This is a genomic window from Campylobacter sp. CFSAN122748 (assembly GCF_045277125.1).
Classification (GTDB): Bacteria; Campylobacterota; Campylobacteria; order Campylobacterales; family Campylobacteraceae; genus Campylobacter_D; species Campylobacter_D jejuni.
The window spans coordinates 1448795-1468034 of record NZ_CP116953.1 but is presented as its reverse complement, the minus strand read 5'-3'; the positions used below and the strand labels follow the sequence as shown (position 1 = coordinate 1468034).

19 protein-coding genes are annotated in these 19240 nt (G+C 30.4%); all 19 read left to right on the top strand.

Annotated features, from left to right (window positions below):
- Position 1: 1 nt before the first annotated feature.
- The 19 genes from bumR (at position 2) to OT390_RS07500 (ending at position 19238) form a co-directional block, all read left to right on the top strand.
- Positions 2-682, top strand: a complete 681-nt coding sequence (gene bumR, locus OT390_RS07590) for a butyrate response regulator transcription factor BumR (RefSeq protein ID WP_032582244.1) — start codon at positions 2-4, stop codon at positions 680-682.
- A 125-nt stretch (positions 683-807) separates the two neighbouring features.
- Positions 808-2274, top strand: a complete 1467-nt coding sequence (gene ccoN / locus OT390_RS07585) for a cytochrome-c oxidase, cbb3-type subunit I (RefSeq protein ID WP_002851405.1) — start codon at positions 808-810, stop codon at positions 2272-2274.
- Between the two features lie 12 nt (positions 2275-2286).
- A complete protein-coding gene (ccoO, locus tag OT390_RS07580) occupies positions 2287-2952 on the top strand; it encodes a cytochrome-c oxidase, cbb3-type subunit II (RefSeq protein ID WP_032582246.1) in 666 nt (221 codons plus the stop codon).
- 4 nt (positions 2953-2956) lie between these two features.
- Positions 2957-3220, top strand: coding sequence for a cytochrome c oxidase, cbb3-type, CcoQ subunit (locus OT390_RS07575; RefSeq protein WP_032582247.1), 264 nt, complete (start codon positions 2957-2959; stop codon positions 3218-3220).
- Complete coding sequence (locus tag OT390_RS07570; RefSeq protein ID WP_002851306.1) at positions 3220-4083, top strand: cbb3-type cytochrome c oxidase N-terminal domain-containing protein; 864 nt, start codon at positions 3220-3222, stop codon at positions 4081-4083. Before OT390_RS07575 ends, OT390_RS07570 begins: the two co-directional genes overlap by 1 nt.
- Positions 4080-4301, top strand: coding sequence for a DUF4006 family protein (locus OT390_RS07565; RefSeq protein ID WP_002858873.1), 222 nt, complete (start codon positions 4080-4082; stop codon positions 4299-4301). Before OT390_RS07570 ends, OT390_RS07565 begins: the two co-directional genes overlap by 4 nt.
- On the top strand, positions 4298-4399 hold the full coding sequence (locus tag OT390_RS07560) for a hypothetical protein (protein ID WP_002858872.1): 102 nt from the start codon (positions 4298-4300) through the stop codon (positions 4397-4399). The genes OT390_RS07565 and OT390_RS07560 overlap by 4 nt, the downstream gene beginning before the upstream one ends.
- Positions 4396-4998 carry a hypothetical protein gene (locus OT390_RS07555; protein WP_032582249.1) on the top strand — a complete coding sequence of 201 codons (603 nt, stop codon included), beginning with the start codon at positions 4396-4398 and terminating at the stop codon, positions 4996-4998. Before OT390_RS07560 ends, OT390_RS07555 begins: the two co-directional genes overlap by 4 nt.
- The gene (locus tag OT390_RS07550) at positions 4985-5506 is read left to right on the top strand and encodes a FixH family protein (RefSeq protein WP_002869790.1); all 522 of its coding nucleotides are present in this window, start codon (positions 4985-4987) and stop codon (positions 5504-5506) included. Before OT390_RS07555 ends, OT390_RS07550 begins: the two co-directional genes overlap by 14 nt.
- Complete coding sequence (locus OT390_RS07545) at positions 5503-7869, top strand: PD-(D/E)XK nuclease family protein (RefSeq protein WP_032587598.1); 2367 nt, start codon at positions 5503-5505, stop codon at positions 7867-7869. Before OT390_RS07550 ends, OT390_RS07545 begins: the two co-directional genes overlap by 4 nt.
- Complete coding sequence (locus OT390_RS07540) at positions 7866-10631, top strand: RecB-like helicase (protein ID WP_032586883.1); 2766 nt, start codon at positions 7866-7868, stop codon at positions 10629-10631. Before OT390_RS07545 ends, OT390_RS07540 begins: the two co-directional genes overlap by 4 nt.
- A gap of 83 nt (positions 10632-10714) precedes the next feature.
- Positions 10715-11140 (top strand): 50S ribosomal protein L13, encoded by a 426-nt coding sequence (rplM, locus tag OT390_RS07535; RefSeq protein ID WP_406611473.1) that lies wholly within the window; start codon positions 10715-10717, stop codon positions 11138-11140.
- Between the two features lie 2 nt (positions 11141-11142).
- Positions 11143-11532 carry a 30S ribosomal protein S9 gene (rpsI, locus tag OT390_RS07530; protein WP_002851459.1) on the top strand — a complete coding sequence of 130 codons (390 nt, stop codon included), beginning with the start codon at positions 11143-11145 and terminating at the stop codon, positions 11530-11532.
- Positions 11533-11658: 126 nt separating this feature from the next.
- Positions 11659-12618, top strand: a complete 960-nt coding sequence (gene cadF / locus OT390_RS07525; RefSeq protein ID WP_052800368.1) for a fibronectin-binding outer membrane protein CadF — start codon at positions 11659-11661, stop codon at positions 12616-12618.
- Entirely contained in the window at positions 12618-13259 is a 642-nt protein-coding gene (locus OT390_RS07520; RefSeq protein WP_002872339.1) for an HAD family hydrolase, read from the top strand. Before cadF ends, OT390_RS07520 begins: the two co-directional genes overlap by 1 nt.
- A gap of 92 nt (positions 13260-13351) precedes the next feature.
- Positions 13352-16912 (top strand): pyruvate:ferredoxin (flavodoxin) oxidoreductase, encoded by a 3561-nt coding sequence (nifJ, locus tag OT390_RS07515; protein WP_032586879.1) that lies wholly within the window; start codon positions 13352-13354, stop codon positions 16910-16912.
- 23 nt (positions 16913-16935) lie between these two features.
- Positions 16936-17247, top strand: coding sequence for a hypothetical protein (locus tag OT390_RS07510; RefSeq protein ID WP_002862131.1), 312 nt, complete (start codon positions 16936-16938; stop codon positions 17245-17247).
- Positions 17225-18637 (top strand): pilus (MSHA type) biogenesis protein MshL, encoded by a 1413-nt coding sequence (gene mshL, locus OT390_RS07505; protein ID WP_002862130.1) that lies wholly within the window; start codon positions 17225-17227, stop codon positions 18635-18637. The genes OT390_RS07510 and mshL overlap by 23 nt, the downstream gene beginning before the upstream one ends.
- Positions 18630-19238 (top strand): ATP-binding protein, encoded by a 609-nt coding sequence (locus tag OT390_RS07500; protein ID WP_002851464.1) that lies wholly within the window; start codon positions 18630-18632, stop codon positions 19236-19238. Before mshL ends, OT390_RS07500 begins: the two co-directional genes overlap by 8 nt.
- Positions 19239-19240: the final 2 nt, after the last annotated feature.

Here is a 19240-nt window from a genome sequence, read left to right as displayed (position 1 = left end):
AATGTCACAAGAATGTAAAGAATTGATAATATTAGTAGTTGAAGATGAGGTTAAGGCTAGAGAATCAATGATTAATATATTAAGCGAACGCTTTAGTAAAGTAATCGGAGCTCAAAATGGAGATGAGGGGCTTAAAAAATTTAAAAAATTTAAGCCAGATTTAGTTATCACAGATATTGCTATGCCTATTATGGATGGACTGGATATGGCAAGAGAGATTAAAGAAATTTCAGATGATGTCCCAATTGTTGTTCTTAGTGCGTATTCAGAGAAAGAGAGACTTTTGCGTTCTATTGATATTGGTATAGATAAATATTTGATTAAACCTGTTGATATAGAAGAGTTGTTTAAAGTTTTAGATTATCTGATAGGTGAAAAAATTGAAGCAAATATGCTTGTAAAAATTTCTGAAGAATATCAATTTAACAAAACTAAACGAACTTTGATTCATAATGGTAAAGAGATTGTTTTAACTAAAAAAGAATTGGCTTTTATTTCTTTGCTTTTAAAACAACCTGGGGTTTTGGTTTTGCATGAAGATATTAAGAAAAATGTTTGGATAGGTGAGCATGTGAGCGATACTGCTGTTCGAACATTTATAAAAAGAGTAAGAGATAAAGTGGGTGAAGATTTTATAAAAAATGTGCCAAGTTTAGGTTATAAGATAAATATCAATAAATAAGACTGATTTAGCCTTAAAATATAAAGCATAACAAATGATTAACAAAATTATCATTTTTAAGAAAAAATGTATAATTAATATTCTATAATATTCTCTTTTTATCAAAAATTTTAAGGAGAAAGTCGATGCATCCAGGTAATGTATTAAATTACGACTATACGGTTGCAAGATATTTTATGTTTGCGACCATATTGTTCGGCATTGTTGGTATGGCTATAGGAACTCTTATAGCTTTTCAAATGGCATATCCTAATTTAAATTATTTAGCAGGAGAATATGCCACTTTTTCAAGACTTAGACCACTTCATACTTCAGGTGTGATTTTTGGTTTTATGCTTTCAGGGATTTGGGCAACTTGGTATTATATAGGTCAGCGTGTTCTTAAAGTGAGTATGGCTGAGTCAAGATTTTTAATGGCTGTTGGTAAGCTTCATTTTTGGCTTTATATGCTTACTATGGTTTTAGCTGTTATATCTTTGTTTATGGGTGTGACTACATCTAAAGAATATGCAGAGCTTGAGTGGCCTTTAGATATTCTTGTTGTTCTTGTTTGGGTTTTATGGGGTGTAAGTATTTTTGGACTTATTGGAATTCGCCGTGAAAAAACCCTTTATATTTCTCTATGGTATTATATAGCTACATTTTTAGGTATAGCTATGCTTTATCTTTTTAACAACATGGAAGTACCAACTTATTTTGTTACTGGAATGGGTAAATGGTGGCATAGTGTATCAATGTATGCAGGAACAAATGATGCTTTAGTACAATGGTGGTATGGACATAATGCTGTGGCATTTGTATTTACTGTGGGTATTATTGCTCAAATTTATTACTTCTTGCCAAAAGAAAGTGGTCAGCCGATTTTCTCTTATAAACTCTCTTTATTTGCATTTTGGGGCTTAATGTTTGTTTATCTTTGGGCAGGTGGTCACCATTTGATTTATTCAACTGTACCTGATTGGATGCAAACTATGGGTTCGGTTTTCTCTGTAGTATTGATTTTGCCTTCTTGGGGTTCAGCGATTAATATCTTGCTTACTATGAAAGGTGAGTGGAGTCAGCTTCGCGAGAGTCCATTGATTAAATTTATGATTTTGGCATCAACTTTCTATATGTTCTCAACACTTGAAGGGCCAATTCTTTCAATTAAATCTGTTAATGCTTTAGCACACTTTACAGATTGGATTCCAGGACATGTTCATGATGGAACATTAGGTTGGGTAGGATTTATGACTATGGCTGCGCTTTATCATATGACTCCTAGAGTTTTCAAAAGAGAGCTTTATAGCAAATCTTTAATGGAAGCTCAATTTTGGATCCAAACCACAGGTATAGTTCTTTATTTTGCTTCAATGTGGATTGCGGGTATTACTCAAGGTATGATGTGGAGAGCGACAGATGAGTATGGTAACTTGCTTTATAGCTTTATTGATACTGTTGTGGCTATTGTTCCTTATTATTGGATTAGAGCGATTGGTGGATTGTTGTATCTTATCGGTTTCTTTATGTTTACTTATAATATTTACAAAACAATTGCTTGTGGAAGAGTGCTTGATAAAGAACCAAAAAGCGCTTCGCCTATGGCAGCATAAAAAGGAGAAAATATGTTTAGTTGGTTAGAAAAAAATCCATTCTTTTTTGCTGTAGCTGTTTTTGTAGTGATTGCTTATGCAGGCATAGTTGAAGTTTTACCAAATTTTGCAGAAAATGCAAGACCAATTGAAGGTAAAAAACCTTATACGGTTTTACAACTTGCAGGGCGTGCAGTATATATTAAAGATAGTTGTAATGCTTGTCATTCACAGCTTATTCGTCCATTTAAATCAGAAACAGATCGTTATGGTATGTATTCTGTAAGTGGTGAATTTGCTTATGATAGACCTTTTCTTTGGGGCTCAAAAAGAACAGGACCTGATCTTGCTCGTGTAGGAAATTATAGAACGGCTGATTGGCATGAAAATCATATGTGGGATCCTACTTCTGTTGTTCCAGATTCTATTATGCCTTCATATAAGCATATGTTTAAAAATAATGCAGATATTGAAACTGCTTATGCTGAGGCTTTAACTGTGAAAAAAGTTTTCAATGTTCCTTATGATGCAGAAAATGGAACAAAACTTGGTTCTTGGGAGGATGCACAAGCTGAAGTAAAAGCTGAAGCTCAGGCTATAGTTGATCAAATGAAAAATCAAGAAGTAAAAGATGCTTTTACTAAAGGTGAAATCAAAGAAATAGTTGCTTTGATCGCTTATTTAAATAGTTTAAAGTAAGATGATGGAACATTTATCAATAGTTTTTGATGTGATTAAAAATTTAATCACATTTGATTTAGCAACAGTTCAAAAACATGAGTGGGAGATTTTCCAAGGTTATGGTTTTTTTGCACTCGTGATGTTTTTGTCAATAGTATTATATGCGTATTGGTATCATTTATATAGAACAGAAAAAAAAGGCGAGAGAAATTATGAAAATTATGCAAACCTTGCCTTAGAAGATGATATTGATGATAGTGTATTAGAAAGTAAAAGGAGTGCTTAATGCAATGGTTAAATTTAGAAGATAATGTTAATCTCTTATCTTTAATTGGAGCTATTCTTATCATTTTAATCACACTGGTTATTGTGGGTAGAATGTTTAAGCAAATGAAAGAAAAGAAAGGCGAGTCAGAGCTTAGTGAACATAGTTGGGATGGAATAGGAGAGTATAAAAATGCTGTTCCTACTGGTTGGGCTGTGGTATTTTTCCTGACTATTGTTTGGGCTATTTGGTATTTTCTATGGGGATATCCTTTAAATTCTTTTTCAAGTATAGGTCAATACAATGAAGAAGTAGCAACTCATAATACAAAATTCGAAGAAAAATTTAAAAATTTATCTCCTGAAGATAAAATAGCAATGGGTCAAAATATCTTTTTAGTTCAGTGTTCAGCTTGTCATGGAATTACAGGCGATGGTATCAATGGTAAAGCTCAAAATTTAAATATTTGGGGTAGTGAAGAAGGTATAATCAATGTAATTAAACATGGTTCAAAAGGTATGAATTTTCCAGGTGGAGAAATGCTTGGTGCTGCTGATTTAGGTGTAGCAGAAGAAGATATCCCTGCTATTGCTGCTTATGTAGCAAAAGATCTTTCAGCTATTAAGAAAACTGCAAATGAAAATTTAGTAGCAAAAGGTAAAGAAGCTTATGCAACTTGTGCAGCATGCCATGGAGAAGATGGAAAAGGTCAAGATGGAATGTTCCCAGATCTTACAAAATACGGTTCTGCAGCTTTTGTAGTAGATGTTTTACATAGTGGTAAGGCTGGTTTTATAGGAACAATGCCGAGTTTTCCAACACTTAATGATATTCAAAAAGAAGCTGTTGGCGAGTATGTAATTTCTCTTTCAAGGGGTGAATGATGGAAAATAATAATAGATGCGTGTTTTCTCTTTCAGGTGTTACAGGTATGTTAATTGCTACGGTTTTGTTGCTTGCTATCTTAGCAGTTTTAACTATTTGGGGTCTTAAAGCTCAGCAAGAAGTGATGCAAAAGCCATATAGTCTTAAAGATGTACAAAGTGTAAAGATGTTTGGTTCAAAAGAACAAGATCATAGAAGTATAAAGGAAGCACAATGAGTAAGGCTTTGGAATATTTAATTGTTATTGGTTTAGTTGTTGCTGCTGCAATCACCGCTTGGTCGGTTTTGACCGTAAATCATCTTCATATAGGATGAAAAAAATATTACAAGATGGCTTTTTTTTAGCTATCTTCTTCTTTGTTTTATTGCCTTCTAGGGTTTTTGCTCTTAATGCTGTACTTTTTAATGAAAATATTTTAAGTCAAAAAGTAAGCAACGAGATTAATCTTATAGGAAAAGAGCTTTACCAAAAAAGTAATATTTTTATCGGCGTTATGGTTGGTGATAAAACTGAAATTGAAACTTTATTAAATAAACAAAAAGAACTTCCTCAATCTTATATATTGCTTCTTTTGTCAAAAAATTCTCACAAAGTTGATATAGTAGGCTCAAAAGGTGCTTTAGCTTTGATTGATAAAGAAGCTGTGCTTAGTCCTTATCCTGGAACAGGATCTATTTTGCCGATATTAGCTACAAATAAAGGTGATATTTATAATGCTGCTATACTTAATGGTTATGCAGATATTGTAGATCGTGTGGCAAAATCCTTGGGATTACAATTAGAACATTCTATAGGTAATGCAAATCGTGATACTATCAATATTTTAAGAATACTTATCTATGGATTTATTTGCTTTGCATTGTTATACTATGCACAAAGAAGAATAAAGAGGAAAAAAAATGTTAGAAACTAAAAAAAGTTTTTGGCCTTATGGTATTTTGCTTTCACTTTTGGCTATAATTATTGCTTGTATTGTAACGATTTTTATAGCAAGTCACCATCCTGTGTATGAGGATGATTTTTATTTTGACTCTTATCAAAATGTTGAAAATAATTACAATCAAATACAAAAACAACAAGTAAATTTTGATAAATTTTTTAAAGTAAATTTTCAAAATGATAAAATCACTTTTATAGGTAAAAGAAAAATTCCTAGTTATGAAGTGGATCAAAATTCCTATGTTGCAAATTTTAAAATTTCTGCATTACAAAATATAAATTCTGATGATTTAAAAGTTCAAGTTCTTCTTACAAGACCATTCACTAAAAATTTTGATCAAAAGTTAGAAGGACAAGTTAAAAATGGAATTTTAAGTATCGCTTTACCTAAATTAGATAAAGGTAGATGGGAGCTTAAGCTAAAGTTTTATGCAAATCAAGAAACAGTGGGTTTTTTTAGCTACGAATTAAATGCTCAATGAAATTAAGAATTTTTAGCTCTTCAAGGCAAATTAGAGAATATTATAATCAAAAAAAACAGCAAAATGCTTTATTAGATAGTGCTATTCATATAGGTGAATTTTTAGATAAAGTTTGTTTGAGCAATTTTCACAAAGCAAGTTCTTATGAAAGTTTGCTTTTAATGCAAGAAGCTTGTCTAAAAAGTAAGGATTTAGAAAAAAAACTAGGAATTTCGGTAGAATTTTTTGCTTTTTTGAAAAATAACGAATATCTTTTTTCTTTTTTTAAAGAACTGAGTTTGGAAAAAAAAAGCATAGAAGATCTTAAAAACAATGATTATTATGCCACCTATAATGAACATTTGGAAATTTTAGATGAGGTATATAAGAATTATCTTGCTTTGCTTGAAAAGAATTCTTTTTATGATGATCTTTCTTTACCTAAAAATTACACTCTTAATAAAGATTTTTTAGATGAGTATGAAGCTATAGTTTATGATTTGCAAGGTTTTTTAAGTAAATTTGAAGAAAATTTATTAAGTGAAATTTCTCAGATTAAAGAAGTGGTTTTAAGTTTTAAAACGAGTAAATTTAATCTTGAATATCTTTTAAAACTTGATTTTTTAAAAATATTTGATTTAAAAATAAACACTCATTATGAAATCAATCTTTCAAAACAAGAGATCTTAAAAGAAGAAATTTTTAAAACAAAAAATTCAAAAATTAAACTCAAATCTTTTGAATTAAGGGCTTTGCAATGTGCTTTTGTTATGGATGAAATTTCACATTTTGTACGCAAAGGTTTAAAGCCTGAAAATATTGCAGTTATAACTCCAGATGAAAGTTTTTGTGAGTTTTTAAGACTTTTTGATAAAGACAATATGCTTAACTTTGCAAGTGGAATTAGTATTAAAGAGAGTTTGTTTTATCAAAAATTTCAAGCACTTTATGAAAGTGCTAGTAGTGCTTCTTTTATTTATAAAAATCAAGAGGATTATTTTGAAGACACGCAGATGATTTTTGATTATCACAATACGCTTTTACATTCTTTAAAACTTGATTTTATAGAGTTTAAAAAGTATTTTGATGAGAAATGTGATTTTGAATATTTTGAAAAATTACTTGCTTTGTTTTTAGAAAATGAAAAGCAAGAGCTTATTTATTTGATACGAAAAGAACTTTATTTTATTAAAGATTTATTGAAAAATCAGTCTTTAACTCTTAAAGAGTTGATCCATCTTTTTTTCATGCAAATTTCACAACTTTCCCTTAGTGATGTAGGTGGAGGTAAGGTTACGGTAATGGGACTTTTAGAAAGTCGTGGGCTTTGTTTTGATGGAGTGATTTTGGTTGATTTTAATGAAGAATTTATTCCTAAAAGAAGTGTTAATGAGCTTTTTTTAAACAATGAAGTGCGTAAAAAAGCAGGGTTGATTAGCTATGATAGAAGAGAAAATTTACAAAGATTTTATTATGAAAGCTTGATGAAGAATGCTTTAGAAGTAAGTATTTGCTTTGTGGAAAATGAAGAAAAAAGCAAATCACGTTTTTTAGATGAACTTGATTTTGACTTTTTTTATGAAACTCATATCCACCAAAAAGCTTATCTTAATGCTTTAAAATTAGACTATGAAGGCATAAAACCTAATCTAACTCCTATAAAAGCTCCTATTTTAAAGCATAATCCTTTCGAGTTTCCGCTTTCTTTTAGTCGTTTTAATTTATTGGAAAATCAAAAAAGAACTTATTATTATCGTTATATTTTAAATTTAGCAGAACCTAGGGTTTTAAGCGAGGAAAGCAAAGCGAAAAATCAAGGAAATTTTATCCATAAAATGCTTGAAATTTATTATAAAAATTATGCAAATAATGATTTTGATATAAAAGTTTTTGCAAATTTATTGGATAAAGAATATCAAAAATACAATATCAGTGAACTTGATCTTGAAGTATTTAAATTAAAATTTATACAATTTGCTAAAAATGAAAAAGAGCATTTTTCAAAAGGCTTTTATGTCGCACATACAGAGCTTGAGTTAAACAATATTTTAAAGCTCGGAACAGATAGTATAAAACTTAAGGGTACTATAGATCGTATCGATAGTTCAAAAGAAGGTAATTTGATTATTGATTATAAAAGTGGAAAAGTGCCAAGTAATTCTTATCAACTTGCTTTTTACCAAGCTTTATATGATGAAAATGCAAGCGTGGGTTTTTATGATTTAAATAGTATGCAAATATTGCATCAAAAAGCCAAAAGTTTAGATGAGCTAAGAGAAAGACTTAAAGATTTAGTTCTTATGAGTAAGGAAGAAATAGAGTTTGAAAATGAACAAAATGAGTATTGTCCTTATAAACTCATTTATAAAAAGGAATTAAAATGAGTCAATTTGAGCCTTTTTTGGCATTAGAAGCGAGTGCAGGAAGCGGAAAAACCTTTGCCTTGAGTGTGCGTTTTGTAGCACTTATTTTAAAAGGAGCTAGGATTAATGAAATTTTAGCTTTAACTTTTACCAAAAAAGCTGCTAATGAAATGCAAAAAAGAATTATTGAGACTTTTTTAAATTTAGAAAAAGAAAATAAAACCAGTGAATGCAATGAACTTTGCAAGCTTTTAGGTAAAGATAAAGAAGAGCTTATTTCTTTAAGAGATGCTAAAAAAGAAGAATTTTTAAGAACAGAGTTAAAAATTAGTACTTTTGATGCTTTTTTCGGAAAAATTTTGCGTGTTTTTGCTTTAAATTTGGGCTTAAGTAGTGATTTTACAATGAGTGAAGAAAGGCTTGATGTAAGAGAGATTTTTTTAAAACTTCTTAAAAAAGATGAATTAAAAGATTTGGCTTATTACATTAATTTAGTTGATGAGAAAGAAAATTTTTTTAACGAACTTGAAAAATTTTATGAGAATGCTTATTTTCAAAATCGTCCTAAAATTCCAAATCCATCTAAAGCTTATATCAATAAAGCTTATAGTGAGTTAAGAAGTTATTGTTTGGGTCTTACTCATGTAAAAAATTATAAAAATTTGTGTGACAATTTTAAAAGTGAAGTTTTAGATTTATCTGTATTTATGCAATCAAGTTTTATGACAAAATTTGAAAGTACAAAATATTTGCAAGATTTAGAAAGCACTAACTTGCATTTTAGTGCAAAAAGAATGGAGCTTATAAATGCTTTAAATACTTATGCCATAGAGCTTGAAAATTATAAAATTGCTAATTTAATGAATCTTTTAAATCATTATAGTGAAGCTAAAAATATATTTCATAAAGATAAAAATACCTTAAATTTCCAAGATGTGAGTAAAAAAGTTTATGAGCTAATAACTAGTGAATTTAAGGATATGATTTATTTTCGTTTAGATGGTTTTATTTCGCATTTGCTTATTGATGAATTTCAAGATACAAGCGTGATCCAATATCAAATTTTACGCCCTTTGATTACTGAGCTTGTTTCAGGAGAAGGAGTTAAAAGAAATCGCACTTTTTTTTATGTAGGAGATAAAAAACAAAGTATTTATCGCTTTCGTAAAGGAAAAAAAGAATTATTTGATTTGTTAAAACAAGAATTTAGTCAAATTAAAAGTGATAGTTTAAATACTAATTATCGTTCTAAAGAGCTTTTGGTTGATTTTGTTAATGAAACTTTTAAAGAAAAAATCAAAGATTATAAAGAGCAATTTGCCTTAGAAAGCAAAAAAGGCGGTTTTGTGCGTATTGTGGAATCTAAAGAACAAAAGGTTAAAAACCAAGCCCAAGAAATCAAGGAAAAAACTTTAGAAACCTTATTTGAGCAAATTAATTTTTTAAGATCTAAAAATATTTCTTATGATGATATTTGTATTTTGTGTTGGAAAAATAGTGATGCAGATATGGTTTTGGATTTTTTAAGAGAGCAAAATATTCCTGCATTTACTCAAAGCAATGTTTTACTTGAAAATAAAGCAAGCGTAAGACTTGTTTTAGAATATGCTAAATATTGTATTTTTGGCGATGAATTTTACTTGGTATTTTTAAAAGAACTTTTAGGTTTTGAGCCCAGAAAAATTACCCTTGATTTTTCAAAAAATACTATGGAAAATGTACTTTTTTTAATAAAGGAATTAAAACTTGATTTAAATGATATAGCTTTAATACAATTTATCGAATATGCTAAAACTAAGGAGAATTTTTTAAAGCTTTTATTTGAGCCTTGTACTTTGAAAATAGTAAGCGAACAAAATATGGGTATTAGTATTATGAGTGTGCATAAATCTAAGGGTTTGGAATTTGATCATGTGATTTTGCTTGATAGTTTATCTAAAAACAATTCAAACAATGAAGATATCATGCTTGAATATGATATCAATCAAGGTTGGCAACTCCATATTAAAGATAAAATTCGAGAGCTTACTAAAGAGCCTATTTATACCTTTTTTAAAGAAAATATTACAAGAGCAAATTATGAAGATGATATCAATAAACTTTATGTGGCTTTTACAAGAGCTAAGGAAAGTTTGATTATTATAAAAAGAAATGAAGAAAGTGTAAATGGAAATTATCCAAGTTATTTTAAGGGAGGATTTTTAAATATACACTCACAAGAGAGAGGTTTTTTAGAAAGCAAAGAGCAAATTTTAAGAGTTAAAAAAGAAAGCATTCAAGCTTTACAAAAATTTGAAAAAATTAGCCCACAAGAAGTTCAAAGTGAAGAAAAGCTTGATAGTAAAGAGCTATATTTTGGAAATGCTTTTCACTTTTTTATGCAAAATTTAAAACTCCCTAAGGGTGAAAATTTTCAAATACTTACTCAAAGATGCAAGAGCAAATTTAGACATTTTTTGGATGAGAGTGATTTTGAAAAGCTTTTTAAAAGAATTGAAATTTTACTTAAAAATACTCAATTTCAAAATTTGATTGGTGATGGAAAGCTTTTAAAAGAACAAGCTTTGAGTTTTAATGGAGAAATTAAACAATTAGACTTGCTTGCCTTAAAAGATGAAGAAGCTTTCATAATTGATTATAAAACAGGTCTTGCTATGCAAGATAAACATAAAGAGCAGGTAAGAACTTATAAGATCGCCATTAGTGAAATTTTGAAAAAAGATAAAGTGCGTGCTTTTATAGTTTATTGTTTGGAAAACGAAATTCAAATTTTGGAAATATAAACTTTATTTTTACTTAAATTAAGTAAAAATTAATATTATTTTTTATACAATCACATTTTAAATTTTTGGCAAAGGTAAAAATTATGACAAAGATAACAAAGCCAAACGAAGTAAAACGAGAATGGATTGTTTTAGACGCAGAAGGCAAACGCTTTGGTCGTCTTTTAACTGAAGTAGCAACAATTTTGAGAGGTAAAAACAAGCCTTGCTTTACTCCAAATGTTGATTGTGGTGATTATGTAATTATCATCAATGCTTCAAAAGCTGTATTTACAGGTGCTAATAAAGCAGAAGATAAGCTTTATCATAGACATTCAGGATATTTTGGAAGTGTAAAAAGCGAAAAATTTGGTGATTTACTTGAAAAAAATCCTGCAAAATTATATAAATTAGCAGTTAGAGGTATGCTTCCTAAAACAAATTTGGGCAGAGCTATGCTTAAAAAATTAAAAGTCTATGCGGGTAGTGAGCACCCACACACTGCGCAAATTGCTAAAGAAGGAAAATAATCATGGCAACAACATACGCAACAGGTAAGAGAAAAACTGCTATCGCAAAGGTATGGGTAAAACCAGGTAGTGGTAAAATTAGTGTTAATGGTGTTGATTTAAACACTTGGCTTGGTGGACACGAGGCGATTAAGCTTAAAGTGGTTCAACCTTTACTTGTGACTAAACAAGAAACTTCAATGGATATTAAAGCAACCACTTTAGGCGGGGGCTATAGCGCTCAAGCTGAAGCTTTAAGACATGGAATTTCAAGAGCTTTAGCAGCTATGGATGCTGATTTTAGAGCATTATTAAAACCTAAAGGACTTCTTACTAGAGATAGTAGAACTGTTGAGCGTAAAAAATATGGACGCCGCAAAGCAAGAAGAAGCCCACAATTCTCTAAACGTTAATATTTTTTGGTGGGATTTTCCCACCTTTCTACAATTTTTTATAAAACTCATCCTTTTTTCTATCATTTATGATATAATTGCAAAAATTTAAATTTTTATTTTATAACACAATGAAAGGTTTTTTCTATGAAAAAAATATTCTTATGTTTAGGTTTGGCAAGTGTTTTATTCGGTGCTGATAACAATGTAAAATTTGAAATCACTCCAACTTTAAACTATAATTACTTTGAAGGTAATTTAGATATGGATAATCGCTATGCACCAGGTGTTAGACTTGGTTATCATTTTGACGATTTTTGGCTTGATCAATTAGAATTTGGGTTAGAGCATTATTCTGATGTTAAATATACAAATACAAATAAAACTACAGATATTACAAGAACTTATTTGAGTGCTATTAAAGGTATTGATGTAGGTGAGAAATTTTATTTTTATGGTTTAGCAGGTGGAGGATATGAGGATTTTTCAAATGCTGCTTATGATAATAAAAGCGGTGGATTTGGACATTATGGCGCGGGTGTAAAATTCCGTCTTAGTGATTCTTTGGCTTTAAGACTTGAAACTAGAGATCAAATTAATTTTAATCATGCAAACCGTAATTGGGTTTCAACTTTAGGTATTAGTTTTGGTTTTGGTGGCAAAAAGGAAAAAGCTGTAGAAGAAGTTGCTGATACTCGTCCAGCTCCACAAGCAAAATGTCCTGTTGAACCAAGAGAAGGTGCTTTGTTAGATGAAAATGGTTGCGAAAAAACTATTTCTTTGGAAGGTCATTTTGGTTTTGATAAAACTACTATAAATCCAACTTTTCAAGAAAAAATCAAAGAAATTGCAAAAGTTTTAGATGAAAATGAAAGATATGATACTATTCTTGAAGGACATACAGATAATATCGGTTCAAGAGCTTATAATCAAAAGCTTTCTGAAAGACGTACTAAAAGTGTTGCTAATGAACTTGAAAAATATGGTGTAGAAAAAAGTCGCATCAAAACAGTAGGTTATGGTCAAGATAATCCTCGCTCAAGCAATGACACTAAAGAAGGTAGAGCGGATAATAGAAGAGTGGATGCTAAATTTATTTTAAGATAATGAATAAAACTATTTTATTTGATTTAGATGGCACTTTAATTGATTCTACTGATGCTATTTTAAATTCTTTCCAAGGAGCTTTTAAAGCCCTTGGATTAACTTCTAAAAATAATGAAGAAATCAAAAATCTCATAGGTTATCCTTTAGAGCAAATGTTTAGAATGCTTTATCCAGATAAAGTAAATTTAAGTAAAGAATTTGTATTAGCTTATCGTGAAATTTATGCACAAATTTATTTAGAACAAACCACTCTTTTGCCTAAAGCAAAAGAAGCATTAGAACTTGGAAGCGAAATTGCAGATCTTGGTATAGTTACAACAAAAGGAGGTAAATTTACTCCGATTCTACTTGATTATTTGGGAGTTAAAAAATTCTTTAAAACTTTAATTACTCTTGAAGATGTCACAAATCCAAAGCCAAGTTCCGAACCTATAATTTTAGCTTTAAAAAGACTCAATAAAACTCAAGAAAATGCCTATATGATAGGCGATACAATATTAGATATTCAAGCTGCAATTTCTGCTAATATCACTCCTTTGGCCTTAACTTGTGGTTATGGCAATGAAAATGAATTAAAAACCCATTCTATGGTATTTTTAAACGCATATGAGGCTGTTAATTATATAGCTAGATTAAACTAATTTCAAGTTTTCGTTAAACGCCTTTTAAGAGAATTTATAGTAAATTGATAGCTAAAAAATTATAAAAATTATCAATATAAAGGAAGGTCTCAATGGGTAAAATTATGAAAACTATGGACGGAAATGAGGCTGCTGCATACGCTGCGTATGCTTTTACTGAAGTTGCTGGAATTTATCCTATTACACCTAGTTCTCCTATGGCTGATTACACCGATATGTGGGCAGCTGCAGGCAAAAAAAATCTTTTTGGAGTTCCTGTAAAAATCGTAGAAATGCAAAGTGAAGCAGGTGCTGCAGGTAGTGTGCATGGATCTTTACAAGCTGGGGCTTTGACTACAACTTATACGGCTTCTCAAGGATTACTCCTTAAAATTCCAAATATGTATAAAATAGCAGGTCAATTACTCCCCTGTGTAATCCACGTAGCAGCGCGTTCTTTGGCTGCTCAAGCTTTGTCTATCTTTGGTGATCATCAAGATATTTATGCGGCAAGACAAATTGGTTTTGCTATGCTTTGTTCGCATTCTGTGCAAGAAACCATGGACTTAGCTGGTGTAGCACATTTAGCTGCAATTAAGGGAAGAGTGCCATTTTTGCATTTTTTTGATGGTTTTAGAACAAGCCATGAAATTCAAAAAGTTGAAGTGATGGATTATGCGCATTTTGATAGATTATTAGATAGAGAAGCTTTGCTTGAATTTAGAAATAATGCTTTAAATCCAGAAAATCCAAAAACACGTGGAACAGCACAAAATGATGATATTTATTTTCAAACTAGAGAAGTAAGCAATCGTTTTTATGATGCTTTGCCTGATGTTGTTAATGAATATATGCAAGAAATTTCAAAAATTACAGGTAGAGAATACAAACCATTTACTTATTATGGACACAAAGAGCCAGAACATATGATTGTTGCTATGGGTTCTGTAACTCAAGCACTTGAAGAGGTAGTGGACTATCTTAATGCTAAGGGTGAAAAGGTAGGGATTTTAAAAGTTTATCTTTATCGTCCATTCAGTTTAAAATATTTCTTTGATGTTATGCCAAAATCAGTGAAAAAAATCGCGGTTTTAGATAGAACCAAAGAACCAGGAAGTCTTGGGGAGCCGCTTTATATTGATGTAAAATCAGCTTTCTATGGAAGAGAAAATGCTCCTGTTATAGTGGGTGGAAGATACGGACTTTCTTCAAAGGATGTTGATCCTGCTCAAATGATAGCAGTATTTGAAAATCTTAAACTTGATAATCCAAAAGATGGCTTTACTGTAGGTATAGTTGATGATGTAACTCACACTTCACTGAGTACTGGAGAAAAAATTTCACTTGGAGATGAAAGTACGATCGAATGTTTATTTTACGGACTTGGTGCTGATGGAACTGTGGGTGCAAATAAAAACTCGATTAAAATTATCGGGGATAAAACGGATTTTTACGCTCAAGCTTATTTTGCTTATGATTCTAAAAAATCAGGGGGTTATACAAGAAGCCATTTAAGATTTTCTAAAAAACCTATCCGTTCAACTTATCTTGTCTCAACTCCGCATTTTATCGCTTGTTCGGTAGCGGCTTATTTGGAAATTTATGATGTTTTAGCAGGAATTCGTAAAGGCGGAACTTTCCTTTTAAACAGTATTTGGAATGCTGAAGAAACCATAAGACAACTTCCAGATGCAGTAAAGAAAACTTTAGCTGAAAAAGAAGTAAATTTTTATATCATCAATGCAACCAAACTAGCTCGTGATATAGGTTTGGGAAATCGTACAAATACCATTATGCAATCAGCCTTTTTCAAACTTGCAAAAATCATTCCTTATGAAGATGCACAAAAATACATGAAAGAGCTTGCGTATAAATCTTATAGTAAAAAAGGCGATGCTATTGTAGAAATGAATTACAAAGCTATTGATGTGGGTGCTGATGGGCTTGTAAAAGTTGAAGTGGATCCAAATTGGAAAAATTTAGAGCTTAAAGAAAAAGAACAAACTAATGCCTATAAAGGCACTGAATTTGTTGAAAAAATCGTAAAACCTATGAACGCAGCTAAGGGTGATGATTTACCTGTTTCAGCCTTTTTAGGTTATGAAGATGGAAGTTTTGAACACGGCACAACCGAATACGAAAAACGCGGTGTTGGGGTTATGGTACCAAGATGGATAGAGGCAAATTGTATTCAATGTAATCAATGTGCTTCAGTTTGTCCGCATGCTGTTATCAGGCCATTTTTGATCAATGATGAAGAAATGGCAAATGCACCTCGTGGTGTAAAAGATCATGCTTTAGAAGCTAAAGGAACCAAAGGAGAAAAATTAAGCTTTAAAATCCAAGTTTCTCCACTTGATTGTACAGGCTGTGAGCTTTGTGTTCATGAGTGTCCTACTAAGGAAAAATCTTTGGTTATGGTACCACTTCAAGAAGAGATGGATTTTGGTGAGCAAGAAAATGCGGATTATTTATTTAAAGAAATTACTTATAAAGATGATATTTTAAATAAAGAAACCACAAAAGGAGCGCAATTTGCCCAACCTTTATTTGAATTCCATGGGGCATGTCCTGGATGTGGGGAAACTCCTTATATTACTTTAATTACAAGATTGTTCGGTGAAAGAATGATTGTGGCTAATGCTACAGGTTGTAGTTCTATTTATGGGGGCTCAGCTCCATCAACTCCTTATAGAAAAAGTGTGAAAAATGGACATGGTCCTGCTTGGGGAAATTCACTTTTTGAAGACAATGCTGAGTTTGGTTTGGGTATGAAAATTGCAACTGAAAACACAAGACACCGCATTGAACATATCATGAATGAGAGTATGCAAGAAGTTCCAAATGCTTTATCAGCCCTTTTTAAAGATTGGATTGCAAATAAAGACAATGGTGCTATGTCTGTGGAAATTAAAGATAAAATGATCCCTATTTTAGAGCAAAATAAAAATATTAAAGCGGTGCAAGATATATTAGAACTTAAACAGTATTTAAGTAAAAAATCTCACTGGATTTTTGGTGGTGATGGTTGGGCTTATGATATAGGCTATGGCGGACTTGATCATGTTTTAGCAAGTGGAGAAAATGTAAATATTTTAGTACTTGATACAGAAGTTTATTCTAATACTGGCGGTCAAAGTTCAAAATCTTCTAGAACAGGAGCTGTGGCACAGTTTGCAGCAGCAGGCAAACCTATACAGAAAAAAGATCTAGGTCAAATTGCTATGACTTATGGTTATATTTTTGTAGCACAAGTAAATTCAACGGCAAATTATACTCATCTTATCAAAGCTATCACTGCAGCTGAGGCCTATGATGGACCATCTTTGGTGATTTGTTATTCTCCTTGTATAGCTCATGGTATTAAAGGTGGGCTTGGTTACTCAGGAGAGCAAGGTGAGCTTGCTACAAAATGTGGTTATTGGCCACTTTATACATTTGATCCTCGTTTAGAAGAGCAAGGAAAAAATCCTTTAACTCTAACAGGAAAAGAGCCTGATTGGGATTTATATGAGCAATTTTTAATGAATGAAGTGCGTTATAATTCACTTAAAAAAGCAAATCCTGAACACGCTGCTGAGCTTTTTGAACGCAATAAAAAAGACGCTCAACGTCGCTATAGACAGCTTAAGCGTATCGCTATGGCTGATTATAGCAATGAGGTTGAAAGCTGATAAAATATATTTTTAGTGCAACATTGTGTTTTAGCACTTTGTTTGCACAAGATAATTTTGAAGAGTATTTTAAACTTATAGATAAAGAAAATCGCATAAATTTTAATACTCTTCAAAACCCATTTGTGAATCCTACTTTTGAAAAATTAAGACATATTAAAATTACTGCAATTATGCTTGATAAAGTAAAAATTTATGATCGATGGTATAAAAAAGGTGATATGATTGATGATGCTATAATACATGAAATAAATACTAAAGAGATTAAATTCCAATATGATAATTTAGAAATTGCAATCCAAATAAATAAAAATGATAAGATTAATATTAATTAACATTCTTTTTTGCCATTATCTTTATGCTTTAGATTGTCAAAAGCGTCTTTTTGATATCAGTATTAATGAAAAATTAAGCATACAAGAAAGTCTTGATGAGCTTGCAAAATATTGTTCTTTTAGTATTATTGTTAAAGATAAAATTGCCAAAGAAAAATTAGAAACATTGCAAAACTCTGTCAATATTCATCAAATGAGTTTAGACGAAATTTTTAATTTTTTTATCAAAGAGCATGATCTTAGCTATGATTTTGATGGTAAAATTTTAAGAATTTCAGGCATTAATACGAAGATTTTTAAGATAAGTTATATCACTTCTATCAGAGAAGGACAAAGCATAACTAAAGCGTCTGTAGACGCTAAACCAAGGCAAAGTGAATATAGCGGTAGTTTTGATGACGCAGAAGATAATATGATTAAAAGTATGGAAAAATTTGATTTTTGGCAAAATATAGAAAAAGAGATTATTGTATTATTAAAAAATTCTCATGAAGATTATGAGGCTAAAACTCCCATTATAAATCCCAATGCAGGTCTTATTATAGTAACTGGAACAAATTCTCAGTTAAAAAGTGTGAAAAATTATTTGCAAAAACTAGAAAATCGTCTTAAAAAACAAGTTATTATCGATGTTAGCATACTTGCTGTGAGTTTAAATGAAAGCCATTCTAGTGGGATTAATTGGCAAAATTTTAATATAGGTTTAAATTCACAAGTAAATAATGAAAATTCTTTTATTCAGTTTCAAAATGGGCAAGGTTTTGTTAAGAATTTGGGTTTAAGGGCGAATTTAAATTTTGATTCTATTATTAACTTTCTTTCTCAAAATGGAAAAACTAGCGTGCTTTCTAATCCAAAGCTTATGGCTTTAAATAACCAACAAGCCATTATTTCTGTAGGCGATACTATAAATTATCAAGTTAAAGAAAGTTCTAAAGGCACTGAAAATGGGACTACTGTTAGTGAAAGTTATAATAATTATTCTATTTTTGTAGGCATTTTACTCAATATCTTGCCTGAAATTTCTGATGATGGAAAAATAATGCTTAGGATTAATCCAAGCTTAAGTGATTTTAAGTATCCAGAAGATAATAAACGACAAAAAGAACCAAGAACTATTGCTCCTGATACCATACAAAAAAAGCTTTCTAGTGTTGTGCAAGTAGAGAATAATCAAACTTTAATTTTAGGTGGATTGATTTCTCACGATAAATCTAATGAGAAAAATTCTATCAATTTTCTATCAAAAATTCCAATCCTAGGTTCTTTGTTTAAAGGAGAAGTTTTAAATTCTAAAGCAACCGAAATCGTTTTTATTATCACTCCAAGTATAGTAGATAGCGTAAATGCTCCAAGTCTTAAAGATCTAGGATTTAAGCATTATGAGTAAAATTATTCCATTTAGAGAAGAAATTTTTCATCAAATCAATCAAATTTTAGAAAGCCAAAAAGCTTTTATTTTTTTATGGGGAAAAAGTGGTAGTGGCAAAAGTGTATTGTTGCAAAGATTGGCAAAAAAATATAATGTTGATTTTATTAATGAAAATTTTAAAGATCAGAGTTTCTTAAAAGAAAAAATTGAGTTTTTGATTTCACAAGGTCAGAGTTTAATCATTCTTGATGAAGTGGGAATGTATGATTATGCAATGCTAGAAAGCATCAGGATTTATAGTGATTCTATAAGTTTTGTTTTAAGTTCTCATAAAAAGTTAAATATACTTAAAAAAGAGCATTTTAAAAGTCGTTTAAGTGCTTGTTTTAAATTGAAAAATATTAGTCTTTTAGAACTTGATGATTATATTAAATTGAAATTTGGAATGAATTTTTCAAATAAATGTCTTAAGTTTTTACAAAAAATTTCTCAAGGAAATTTAAGATATATTGATAAAACTTTAAAAAGTTTTTATGAGATAAATAGTTTTTTTGATAAAAACAAAAGTCAAGAGTATATTTTAAAGCTTAGTGCTTTAGAGAATGGCTTATTAAGGTAAGA

What these genes read in the sequence shown, in the direction of transcription:
- cadF (WP_052800368.1), top strand. Translation starts at nt 11,659, where the DNA reads ATGAAAAAAATATTCTTATGTTTAGGTTTGGCAAGTGTTTTATTCGGT.
- nifJ (WP_032586879.1), top strand. Translation starts at nt 13,352, where the DNA reads ATGGGTAAAATTATGAAAACTATGGACGGAAATGAGGCTGCTGCATAC.
- mshL (WP_002862130.1), top strand. Translation starts at nt 17,225, where the DNA reads ATGATAAGATTAATATTAATTAACATTCTTTTTTGCCATTATCTTTAT.
- OT390_RS07570 (WP_002851306.1), top strand. Translation starts at nt 3,220, where the DNA reads ATGCAATGGTTAAATTTAGAAGATAATGTTAATCTCTTATCTTTAATT.
- OT390_RS07560 (WP_002858872.1), top strand. Translation starts at nt 4,298, where the DNA reads ATGAGTAAGGCTTTGGAATATTTAATTGTTATTGGTTTAGTTGTTGCT.
- OT390_RS07500 (WP_002851464.1), top strand. Translation starts at nt 18,630, where the DNA reads ATGAGTAAAATTATTCCATTTAGAGAAGAAATTTTTCATCAAATCAAT.
- rplM (WP_406611473.1), top strand. Translation starts at nt 10,715, where the DNA reads ATGACAAAGATAACAAAGCCAAACGAAGTAAAACGAGAATGGATTGTT.
- OT390_RS07520 (WP_002872339.1), top strand. Translation starts at nt 12,618, where the DNA reads ATGAATAAAACTATTTTATTTGATTTAGATGGCACTTTAATTGATTCT.
- ccoO (WP_032582246.1), top strand. Translation starts at nt 2,287, where the DNA reads ATGTTTAGTTGGTTAGAAAAAAATCCATTCTTTTTTGCTGTAGCTGTT.
- OT390_RS07550 (WP_002869790.1), top strand. Translation starts at nt 4,985, where the DNA reads ATGTTAGAAACTAAAAAAAGTTTTTGGCCTTATGGTATTTTGCTTTCA.
- OT390_RS07540 (WP_032586883.1), top strand. Translation starts at nt 7,866, where the DNA reads ATGAGTCAATTTGAGCCTTTTTTGGCATTAGAAGCGAGTGCAGGAAGC.
- rpsI (WP_002851459.1), top strand. Translation starts at nt 11,143, where the DNA reads ATGGCAACAACATACGCAACAGGTAAGAGAAAAACTGCTATCGCAAAG.
- bumR (WP_032582244.1), top strand. Translation starts at nt 2, where the DNA reads ATGTCACAAGAATGTAAAGAATTGATAATATTAGTAGTTGAAGATGAG.
- OT390_RS07565 (WP_002858873.1), top strand. Translation starts at nt 4,080, where the DNA reads ATGATGGAAAATAATAATAGATGCGTGTTTTCTCTTTCAGGTGTTACA.
- OT390_RS07575 (WP_032582247.1), top strand. Translation starts at nt 2,957, where the DNA reads ATGGAACATTTATCAATAGTTTTTGATGTGATTAAAAATTTAATCACA.
- OT390_RS07555 (WP_032582249.1), top strand. Translation starts at nt 4,396, where the DNA reads ATGAAAAAAATATTACAAGATGGCTTTTTTTTAGCTATCTTCTTCTTT.
- OT390_RS07545 (WP_032587598.1), top strand. Translation starts at nt 5,503, where the DNA reads ATGAAATTAAGAATTTTTAGCTCTTCAAGGCAAATTAGAGAATATTAT.
- ccoN (WP_002851405.1), top strand. Translation starts at nt 808, where the DNA reads ATGCATCCAGGTAATGTATTAAATTACGACTATACGGTTGCAAGATAT.